We start from the raw sequence: 10,001 nt of genomic DNA on the forward strand, positions 1-10,001 counted from the left end.
TAGCGGATTTTTTATACAGATAGCGATAGCTTCATGTTTTTATTAGGCTGCCATAATGTTAACTAAGTGACATTGGTTTGTGCGACAGCCCTTCATATCTTTCTATATTTTATCTTTTTATAAACTGAATATCCAAGTGAAGAAATTATCCCAATTACAGTACATGCTGAAAATGCTAATATTATATCATCTACAAATATGCCTAGAAGTATTCCTATTCCTGCTCCTAAAGCTATCCCCTTTGCTAAATAATCATAATCTTGATCTGATAAAATTAACTTTTCCAACTATAATACACCCCTTTTATTAATTAAATCTGTTATATTTATATTCTAATTCATACTTCTTAAATAATCCTTAACTAAAACTTAAAGTATAATTAATTTCCTATAAGAATATAGTAAACAATTCATTAACTTATAAAGAGTTATTCATATGTTAATAGCTTTATAATTGCCTAAAGAATAACAAAAAAGCTAACTAATAAAATTAGTTAGCTTTACCTGGTGGCTCGACCAGGAATCGAACCAGGGACACGAGGATTTTCAGTCCTCTGCTCTACCGACTGAGCTATCGAGCCTTGACGATATTTATTTTAATAAATTTTCAACAATATGTCAACGATTTATTATATATATTTTAAAATCTAAGTTATTTTTATTATTTTTATAAAATATAATAAACTATAGCATTGTTCGGAGTGTATTATGAAATATATAATTTTTATCTTACTTATTGCATGTTTAATCTTTACTTACTTTTATTATAACAAAAAGATAGAGTTATTAAGAAAGCAATTACTTATTACTAGAAATAAATACTCTATAGTAAGAAATAAATATGATAATAGCAGAAAAAGCATAAGTAATTTATCTGTAAAATTTATTATACCTAGTTATAAAGGAGGTACATTAAAGGCAAATTCCAGATTATATTTATCACCTTTATTATCTTCAGAGATTCTAAAAGAAATAAATTATAGTACCGAGGTTGGAATTTTAGATTGTGCAGAGATAGATAATGAAACCTGGTTTTATATCAATATTCCAAGTAGTAGTAATCTAAATTGCAGGGGCTGGGTTAATTCTATGGATATTTCAATATTTTATAGTGGGGCATCCTCTATATCTAAAGTAAATTGAAAGAAGTTAGGAGAACTTACAACTCCTAACTTCTTTTACATTGTAATAGCCATAATCACTATATATGCTATTATAATTAATATGAATGGTATATCTATTACTTTTTCTTTTATAAATTCCTCTTCTTTTAATATTTTTCCTTGTTCTATTTTTCTTTTTTCATTTAATTTCTCTAGAGCATATATAATAAGAAATATAAAAATTGAAAAGATTATAGCTATAAATCCATAAACTAATAAAAGTAACATCTTTTCTCCAAAGGATATATTTCTTAGAGTTAATTCTGTTGCCTCTTTTGCTATTGGTAAGCTATCTGTTATTATTTTAGAAATTTTAGCCAAAGTTACAGATGTACCGTTAACAATGAAATGTATTATCATTGATGCATATATGCTATTTGTAATTCTAACTACTAAGGCAAAAATAAATCCTAAAACTGTAGCGTATAAAAATTGCTGTGGATCTAAATGAAGTATTCCAAAAAACAATCCTGTCACTAAAGCTGCAACATATTTATTTTGATTATTATATCCAGAAAGGACTACTCCTCTTATCGTAATTTCTTCTGTTATAGATGGTAAAAGTGCTACTAATCCTAATAACAATAAATATGGTGTAGAATTTATTTCAGAAATAAAAGAACCAACCTCATTGTTAAAGAAAAAGGTAGCTATTAATGAAAAGAAAGTCATAACTGGCTGAACTATAAATCCTAACAATATTATCAATAATGTATCTTTCCAATGTAATTTATTTAGTCTTAATGTATCTTTAAAGGATGATTTTGTTACTATTAGGTATATTATTGCTGGAATTAGAAATAATATTAGATGATTAAACAATAAGATTAATCTTGTATCACTTAACCCAATAGTAAGGTAAATAGGCCTCAAGGCATAAGGGCCAAATACTTCTATAAGAAGTATAATTAAGAAGTATATATTTGCTTTAAAAACTTTTGTCATATTTCAATCCTTTCCACAAAATATTTATATATTTTAATCCTATAGACTATTATTGTAGTCTATTTTTCTATAATATTATTTTTTGTAAATAATGTATAGTAATCTTACTTAATGTACATACTTATAAATGAAGCGAGAAAATTTCCACAGTTAATCGCCTCTCCCCCATTTTATTTATATACGAAAATAATCCCCTAAGTGTTTTAACATAAGGGGGTTATTTATTTTTATTTTAACAATTCCTTATTAATTCTTTTCTTAATGTATTTAATGCATTCATAGTAGTTTTTCTCCTTATAGCTTCTCTATCACCTGTAAAATTAAACTTTTCTACAATCACATTTCCCTTTATATATACCCCAATATATACTAATCCAACTGGTTTTTCCTCAGTCCCACCACTTGGTCCTGCAATACCTGTAGTTGATATGGCAATATCCGTATTAGCCTCCCTAGCTATACCTTCTACCATTTCCTTTGCAGTTTCTTCACTTACAGCACCAAAAATTCTTAAAGTATCTTTCTTTACTCCAAGTCTTCTCATTTTAGATTCATTAGAATATGTAACGGCTCCCTCTTTAAACACCTCTGATATACCAGGATAAGATATCAATGTTTCCGCTATCATTCCCCCAGTACAAGACTCAGCAGTTGATATACTTAATTTTTTATCACATAAAATTTCTGCTACAACAGTATCTAATGAAGTTTCTCCTTCTCCATATATATATTCTCCAAGAATAGATTTTATTTCTTCACATTTTGGATTTATTAAAGCCTCACACTTTTCTTCACTTTTCTCTTTTGCTGTAACTCTTAAAGTAACTTCATAATCTTTAGCGTATGGTGCGACAGTAGGGTTAATGCTATTTTGAATTATATCATTTACTTTTTTAGCCATTAGACTTTCGCCAATTCCAAATATCCTTAAAGTTTTAGATTTAATAACTTCTCCTGTTATATCTGAAAGATATTTAACCACATGATTAGTAAACATTAATTTCATTTCTTTTGGTGGCCCAGGTAATATAATTAGTGTCTTATTATTTTCAGATATTATTGCACCTGGTGCAGTTCCTTTTTCATTTGGTAGTATTATTGCATCCTCTGGAAAATATGCCTGATTTTTATTAGCCTCTAATACTTCTTCATCTTTAATATCTAAGTAATTTTTTATCCATTCTAATGAAGGCTCATGAAGTATCATTTTTTTATTGAAATATTTAGCCCCAAGCTCCTTAGTTAAATCATCCTGAGTTGGTCCTAATCCTCCTGTTGTTATAATCATATCACATCTTTCAAAGGCTTCATTAAATGCCCTTAATACTCTTTCTTCATTATCTCCAATAACACATTGATGATATACATCTATACCTAAATTCGCAAGTTCTTTAGCTAAAAACTGTGCATTAGTATTTACAATATCTCCTAATAATAATTCTGTTCCAATTGATATTAATTCTGCTTTCATATTTTCCCTCCTATAATATAGATTATATTTAATATTTTACCATAAATTAATAAAAGGCAAATAATTAATTAAAATGAGACCTATATGAATAGTGAATTTCTATTATATGGTCCCACTTTAAATTTAATTAATGCCATTATTACTCTTTTTTACTTGCATTTATATAGTATTTTCCATTAACATCAATTCCCTCATTAACTATAGAAAATTTACTATCCTTAAGCATAGAAGTTATAATATTTATATTTTCCTTCTCATCATTTCCTAATGTTATTATAAAATTATCCTTAATATCTACAACACTCATATAATCAAATATATTACTATACTCATCAAGTCCCAAATCTCCATTTATATCCATCCTATAATCTGGCATAGTATTCCTCCTAAGCTTATTCTTCTGTAATTAAAATTCAATATATATTATTTTTTCTCGGAAAATACTATTTATACGCCTTTTTTTCAGTTATTTTTTACCAATATCTTCAACTATTTTTTTAGTCTCTGATTCTGGAACCTCTTCATATCTTTCAAATTCACTTGTAAAACTTCCTCTTGCTTGAGTCATAGATCTTAAATCCGTAGTATATTTAAACATTTCCGATAAAGGAACTTCTACGCTTACTTTTTGTAGCCTCCCATTTTGCTCCATCCCCAATACTCTACCACGCCTTTTATTAATATCGCCTATAATATCTCCCATATATTCATCAGGAACAAATATTTCAACTTTCATTATTGGTTCTAATAATATTGGTTTTGCTTGTTCCAAGCCTTTTTTATAAGCAATGGAAGTTGCCAATTTAAATGCCATTTCTGATGAGTCTACTGGATGGTATGAACCATCATGTAAAGTTGCTCTTAAACCAACTACTGGATATCCAGCTAAAACTCCCTTATCCATACATTCTCTTAATCCCTTTTCAACTGCAGGTATAAAGTTTCTTGGAACAACTCCACCTACAACATTATCCACAAATTCTAAATCACTTTCTCCATCATTTCTTGGCTCAAACTTAATTTTTACATCTCCATATTGTCCATGCCCACCTGATTGCTTTTTGTGCTTCCCTTGAACATCTGCAACTCCTTTTATTGTTTCTCTATATGGTACCTTTGGAATTCTTAAAATAACCTCTACTCCAAATTTATTTTTTAATTTACTCGCAATAACTTCCAAGTGAATTTCTCCAACTCCTGAAATTATAGTCTCTGCATTTTCAGTATCTCTTCTTACCGTAAAAGTAGGATCCTCTTCTAATAACTTTTGAAGAGATGCTGATATTTTATCTTCATCTCCCTTGTTTTTTGCTAATACCGTCATTGAAATATTTGGTTTAGGAAAATTCATCTTATCATAAATCACCTTATTATTAATATCACATAAGGTATCTCCGGTTTCAGTATATTGTAATTTTGCAACTGCAGCTATATCTCCTGCTACTACTTCTCTAGTAAGAACTTGACTCTTTCCTCTCATAAAGAATATGTTAGATAATTTTTCTATCTTATCTTTATTACTATTGACTACCGATATTTCATTAGATAATTTGCCTGTAATAACCCTAAATAATGAAATCTTTCCTACGAAAGGGTCAGCAATAGTTTTAAATACTAAAGCTGAAAATGGTTTATCTTCATCAAGTTGTATGAAAACCTCTTCATTATTCTTAACATTAATAGCCTTTTGTGGAATTGAATATTTAGGTGATGGAAAACACTCTACTACGTCTTCAAGAAAACATCTCATTCCTATTACCTTTAATGCACTCCCACACATAACTGGTGCAATATCCCCATTTGCACACCCCTTTATAAGCCCATCATATATTTCTTGATCACTTAATTCTCCTTCACTAAAATATTTATCTAATAATTCCTCATCAGTCTCAGCAACAGCTTCCATTATCATTCTCTTACATTCATCTATCTTTTCTAATAAGTCTTCTGGTACATCTACTTCTTTTATCTCATCAGTTTTAGAATCATGTACTCTAGCTCTTTTAGATATTATATTAATTACGCCTCTAAAGTCATTTTCTATACCAATTGGATATTGAACAGGCACTATGCTAATTCCGAATGCTTCTTTTAACTGAGCTAGCGTTTTGTCATAGTTTGCATTCTCTCTATCTAATTTATTTATAAAAAATGTTCTTGGTAACTTAATTTTGTTGCAATAATCCCAAGCTTTTTCTGTTCCAACCTTTACACCTGATACTGAAGATATAACTATTGTAGCAACATCTACTGCTCTCATCCCCTGTATAAGTTCGCCTGAAAAATCAAAATATCCTGGTATATCTACTAAATTAATCTTAGTATCATTAAATTCTATTGGTGTTATAGAAGTAGACAAAGATATTCCTCTCTTTTTTTCCTCTGGATCAAAATCTGATACTGTTGTTCCTTCTTCAACTCTACCTAGCCTCTCTGTATTCCCAGTACGAAATAATAAGGCCTCAATTAAAGATGTCTTACCTGATCCACCATGTCCTATTAGAGCAATATTCCTTAAGTTTTTTATCGTATAATTTTTCATACTAACTCATAATACTTTAACAAATATTATGATTCCACCTACCTTTCATTTAAAATCTGATTAGCTTTTGAATCAATGCATTTATTTTAATGCTTTTAAAACTCTTCAGTATATAAATTTAAAATCTCTGTGTTTATAAAAAATTATCTTAAGTAAGCTCTAGTCTAAATTTTATGTTAATTATAGAATAATTCAAACAAACTCTATTTTTTCAAATATTTAATTTGTTATTCACATGATATTAATATTATTTTATTCATTTGTAATATAAATAAGTACCCTAAACTCAATATCCTCTTAATATCTTAATTTTAGACACCTAAAATTTTTTTAATCGCTAAAGATCATGTACAATAAATTTATTATTTCATTAAATATTTAATGAAATTCCTACTCTTAATGGTAGACTAATATTTCAACTATATAGTAATTAAAAATGTACGCTATTATAGAATTTAATAAATAGCTTAAAATTATATAATATAGGTTATACTTATTATTAAACTATAAATATATTATTTTCTTTAATTCTCTTCATAATATATTTAAGGAGGTTGTTTAAATAATTACATTTAAAATTATTTTTTTTATTTCATTTATAGTTAACTTATTTATTATTTTTATAATTATCTTATTTGGTAAAAAAAGACCTGAAAAAACTTTGTCTTGGATGTTAATTCTAATTATTCTACCTCCTATAGGATTAATGCTATTCGTATTCTTAGGAAGAAACTGGAAAGTAAATACTCTTGATAAAAATTTAAAAGAAAAAGCAATTAATTTGAGCACTTTCACACTACTTAAAGAAAATAAAATATTAATAGAATATAAATCTCTTATTACATTGTTAGCTTCTAATTCATATTCACCATTATTTCTTAATAATCAAATTACTATACTAGATGGTGGTGTAGAAAAATTTAAAAGAATGAAAGAAAAACTTCAAGGAGCAAGTGATCATATACACCTTGAATATTATATAGTTAAAAATGATAAAATTGGAAATGAAATAAAGGATATATTAATACAAAAAGCTAAAGAAGGAGTTAAAATAAGATTTATAATAGATAAGGTTGGATCTATAAAGCTCAATCATAAATACATTAAAGATTTAAAAAATGCTGGAGTAGATGTTGTTTTTTACTCTTATGTATTAGCTCCTCTCTTAAGATTTATAAACACACAAATTAATTATAGAAATCATAGAAAAATCGTTATTATAGATGGTAAAGTTGCTTTTTTAGGAGGAATTAATATTGGCGATGAATATTTAGGATTAGGCAAGCTTGGTGATTGGAAGGATTGCCACATAATGATTGAAGGTGACTGTGTACTTGGCCTCCAATCAGTATTTTTGGATGACTTCTCTAGTATAAAAAAATATAATAATGAACAAGTATCTGTCTTGAGTAATATAGAAAACTACTTTAAAAACCATAGTTTTAATGGAAATATACCTATGCAGATAATTAGAAGTGGCCCTGATTCAGAATTTCCTAGCATTATGCAGGCTTTAATTAAAATGATTAGTAGTGCTAAAAAATCTATAAATATAATAACACCCTACTTTATTCCTTCAGAAGGTCTGATGGATTCATTAAAAATTGCTGCTTTAAGTGGAATAAAAATTTCATTAATTTTCCCTGAAAAAGCTGATCATTTTACAGTAAATAGAGCTTCTCAAACATATTTATCAGAACTAAAAAAATCTGGAGCCAATATCTATATGTATGATAAAGATTCTTTTATACACTCAAAATTATTAACAGTTGATGAAAAAATATGCACAATTGGCACTGCTAATATGGATATTAGAAGCTTTGAATTGAACTATGAAATTAATACTGTTATCTATAACGAAAATATAACTAGAGAAATTGATACTATATTTAAAAACTTACTTAAAAATTGTAGAAGTTTTAATTATAAAGAATATGAAGATAGATCTATATTAAGCAAGTTTATAGATGGAATTTCCAGACTTTTATCCTCAATATTATAAAGACCAGTATTTAGCTGGTCTTTAATCTTCTAACTTTAAACTTTTCTATTAATGTAGAAATAATATATCCTAATACACCTCCTGATGTATCTATTAACACATCTTTAAAAGCCATTACTCTTCCAGGAATAAAGTATTGATGCAATTCATCTGAGCAAGCATATAAGAATACAAAAGCTATTAAAAGAACCCTTCTCCTATTGTTATTAACATAATATCTAGTCACATTATAAGCTAATAAAAATAATATCATATACTCAGAAAAATGAGCTGTCTTTCTAACTACTAAAGTAGCAAGCTCTCCAAAATAATCGTTTAATTCTATTCCAATTAAACTAAATATTTTTATTACTAACTCACTTTGTCCACTAGAAATTTCTCCTGGCTGATGAGACATTATAAAAATTAGTGAAATCCATGCTATTAAAATAATCCATGCTATTATCTTTTTGTTTTTATTCATAACCCTCTCCCTATGTTTATTAAAATATTAGTCTTTTTCAACTAAATATCTATTTATATAAGCAAGTGATTGCTCTAAAATATTTTGACTTCTTTCTAAATCTTTAACATTTCCTTCTAAATTGTATATTCTTTGTTCCACTAAATTCATTATTTGTTTTATATCATTAAGTAGTTTTGCTTCATAAGATACCTGAACACCATCAGAATCTACATAAATTTTTTCTGGTATTGCTCCACAATTTGAACACTTTACATAAACATTGTTTTTATCTAAATCTCTATAAACTTTAAATGTATTATTATTGCAGCTAGAACAATTCGGTAATACTATATAATCATTATTACTTACATCTATATTATACCTAGATTCACATTGAGCACAAATTAAATTTAAATTATCTTCTCCACTTTCTAAATAGAATCTGTTCCCACTACAACCGTCTTTTTCACATACAAAAGTTCTTATCATCTTTACTCCCCCTCTTTAATTAGAAAGATACTATTCCTTTACAATTAATATGCTATATTAGAATAAATTATTCTAAGAATAATTTATTCTAATATAGCGAGGAAAGTAAAATAGACCTAAACTTATACTTTAGGCCTATTAAATATTAACATCCATTTTTTTTATTTCATCTTCTACTTCTTTTATAAGTTCGTCTATCCTATTTGTATTTTTACCTGCTAATACTAATTCTCTTTTTTCTAACTTCAAATTTATTAATTTTTCCTCTAACTCATCCTTTTTGCCCATACCAACACTCCCCATCTAAGGATAAGACCTTAAAACTTTTCCATTAAAACTTTTACATTTCATATTAAACAACTGAATTATATATTAATTATATATTATTTTATATTTTATTCCTAATTAAAAATTTAGAATTTTTTTTAAATTTTTCGACATATTTAGCTATTTGCTATATTATATTACCATTCTTATTAATAATTTACTAATTTTTTATTATATATAAAACTATACTATATTAATATTGCTTTTATTTTATTATTCTCTACAAAAACTCTATAAATTATTTTTATAAAAAAGAAGGAAATTATAAAAAGCTAATTACAAAATAGCATCTTTATAATTTCTTAAAAAGTAAAAAAAGAAGCTATGTTACCATAACTTCTTGGTGGAGGTAAAGGGATTCGAACCCTTGACCCCTTGCGTGCAAGGCAAGTGCTCTCCCAACTGAGCTATACCCCCAAATATGGTGGACCTTCAGGGACTCGAACCCCGGGCCGACCGGTTATGAGCCGGTTGCTCTAACCAACTGAGCTAAAGATCCATATTTACCTGGCAACGTCCTACTCTCCCACACAGTCTCCCATGCAGTACCATTGGCGCTGTAGAGCTTAACTTTCCTGTTCGGAATGGAAAGGAGTGTTTCCTCTACGCCATCATCAC

General features: G+C 27.6%; 10 protein-coding genes, 3 tRNA genes and 1 rRNA gene. 2 read left to right on the top strand and 12 right to left on the bottom strand.

Going from position 1 to position 10,001, the window contains the following annotated elements; all coding sequences use genetic code 11:
• Window positions 1–92: 92 nt before the first annotated feature.
• Both ACQPVP_RS16785 and ACQPVP_RS16790 read right to left on the bottom strand, forming a co-directional pair.
• Window positions 93–287 carry a hypothetical protein gene (locus ACQPVP_RS16785; protein ID WP_430851909.1) on the bottom strand — a complete coding sequence of 65 codons (195 nt, stop codon included), beginning with the start codon at window positions 285–287 and terminating at the stop codon, window positions 93–95.
• 217 nt (window positions 288–504) lie between these two features.
• A tRNA-Phe gene (locus ACQPVP_RS16790) sits at window positions 505–580 on the bottom strand.
• Between the two features lie 127 nt (window positions 581–707).
• On the opposite strand from ACQPVP_RS16790, the gene ACQPVP_RS16795 reads away from it, so the two are divergent.
• The gene (locus ACQPVP_RS16795) at window positions 708–1,142 is read left to right on the top strand and encodes a hypothetical protein (protein WP_430851911.1); all 435 of its coding nucleotides are present in this window, start codon (window positions 708–710) and stop codon (window positions 1,140–1,142) included.
• A gap of 35 nt (window positions 1,143–1,177) precedes the next feature.
• On the opposite strand, the gene ACQPVP_RS16800 is transcribed toward ACQPVP_RS16795, so the two are convergent.
• From ACQPVP_RS16800 to fusA, 4 genes are all read right to left on the bottom strand, one after another.
• The gene (locus tag ACQPVP_RS16800; protein ID WP_430851913.1) at window positions 1,178–2,107 is read right to left on the bottom strand and encodes a lysostaphin resistance A-like protein; all 930 of its coding nucleotides are present in this window, start codon (window positions 2,105–2,107) and stop codon (window positions 1,178–1,180) included.
• 232 nt (window positions 2,108–2,339) lie between these two features.
• On the bottom strand, window positions 2,340–3,578 hold the full coding sequence (locus ACQPVP_RS16805) for a competence/damage-inducible protein A (protein WP_430851915.1): 1,239 nt from the start codon (window positions 3,576–3,578) through the stop codon (window positions 2,340–2,342).
• Window positions 3,579–3,717: 139 nt separating this feature from the next.
• Window positions 3,718–3,954, bottom strand: coding sequence for a hypothetical protein (locus ACQPVP_RS16810; protein ID WP_430851917.1), 237 nt, complete (start codon window positions 3,952–3,954; stop codon window positions 3,718–3,720).
• A gap of 90 nt (window positions 3,955–4,044) precedes the next feature.
• Entirely contained in the window at window positions 4,045–6,120 is a 2,076-nt protein-coding gene (fusA, locus tag ACQPVP_RS16815) for an elongation factor G (protein ID WP_430851919.1), read from the bottom strand.
• A gap of 565 nt (window positions 6,121–6,685) precedes the next feature.
• Between fusA and cls the strand changes: the two genes are divergently transcribed.
• A complete protein-coding gene (gene cls, locus ACQPVP_RS16820; protein WP_430851927.1) occupies window positions 6,686–8,122 on the top strand; it encodes a cardiolipin synthase in 1,437 nt (478 codons plus the stop codon).
• Window positions 8,123–8,132: 10 nt separating this feature from the next.
• On the opposite strand, the gene ACQPVP_RS16825 is transcribed toward cls, so the two are convergent.
• The 6 genes from ACQPVP_RS16825 to rrf all read right to left on the bottom strand — a co-directional run.
• Entirely contained in the window at window positions 8,133–8,585 is a 453-nt protein-coding gene (locus ACQPVP_RS16825) for a VanZ family protein (RefSeq protein ID WP_430851921.1), read from the bottom strand.
• Window positions 8,586–8,612: 27 nt separating this feature from the next.
• On the bottom strand, window positions 8,613–9,056 hold the full coding sequence (locus ACQPVP_RS16830; RefSeq protein ID WP_430851923.1) for a hypothetical protein: 444 nt from the start codon (window positions 9,054–9,056) through the stop codon (window positions 8,613–8,615).
• 138 nt (window positions 9,057–9,194) lie between these two features.
• Window positions 9,195–9,344 carry a hypothetical protein gene (locus tag ACQPVP_RS16835; RefSeq protein WP_430851925.1) on the bottom strand — a complete coding sequence of 50 codons (150 nt, stop codon included), beginning with the start codon at window positions 9,342–9,344 and terminating at the stop codon, window positions 9,195–9,197.
• 380 nt (window positions 9,345–9,724) lie between these two features.
• Window positions 9,725–9,800, bottom strand: a tRNA-Ala gene (locus ACQPVP_RS16840).
• Window positions 9,801–9,805: 5 nt separating this feature from the next.
• A tRNA-Ile gene (locus tag ACQPVP_RS16845) sits at window positions 9,806–9,882 on the bottom strand.
• 6 nt (window positions 9,883–9,888) lie between these two features.
• Window positions 9,889–10,001, bottom strand: a 5S ribosomal RNA gene (gene rrf / locus ACQPVP_RS16850); the annotation flags it as partial.

This window comes from Clostridium nigeriense (genome assembly GCF_050585265.1).
GTDB classification, from domain to species: Bacteria; Bacillota; Clostridia; order Clostridiales; family Clostridiaceae; genus Clostridium; species Clostridium nigeriense_B.

What these genes read in the sequence shown, in the direction of transcription:
- ACQPVP_RS16795 (WP_430851911.1), top strand. Translation starts at nt 708, where the DNA reads ATGAAATATATAATTTTTATCTTACTTATTGCATGTTTAATCTTTACT.
- ACQPVP_RS16800 (WP_430851913.1), bottom strand. Translation starts at nt 2,107, where the DNA reads ATGACAAAAGTTTTTAAAGCAAATATATACTTCTTAATTATACTTCTT.
- ACQPVP_RS16805 (WP_430851915.1), bottom strand. Translation starts at nt 3,578, where the DNA reads ATGAAAGCAGAATTAATATCAATTGGAACAGAATTATTATTAGGAGAT.
- ACQPVP_RS16810 (WP_430851917.1), bottom strand. Translation starts at nt 3,954, where the DNA reads ATGCCAGATTATAGGATGGATATAAATGGAGATTTGGGACTTGATGAG.
- fusA (WP_430851919.1), bottom strand. Translation starts at nt 6,120, where the DNA reads ATGAAAAATTATACGATAAAAAACTTAAGGAATATTGCTCTAATAGGA.
- ACQPVP_RS16825 (WP_430851921.1), bottom strand. Translation starts at nt 8,585, where the DNA reads ATGAATAAAAACAAAAAGATAATAGCATGGATTATTTTAATAGCATGG.
- ACQPVP_RS16830 (WP_430851923.1), bottom strand. Translation starts at nt 9,056, where the DNA reads ATGATAAGAACTTTTGTATGTGAAAAAGACGGTTGTAGTGGGAACAGA.
- ACQPVP_RS16835 (WP_430851925.1), bottom strand. Translation starts at nt 9,344, where the DNA reads ATGGGCAAAAAGGATGAGTTAGAGGAAAAATTAATAAATTTGAAGTTA.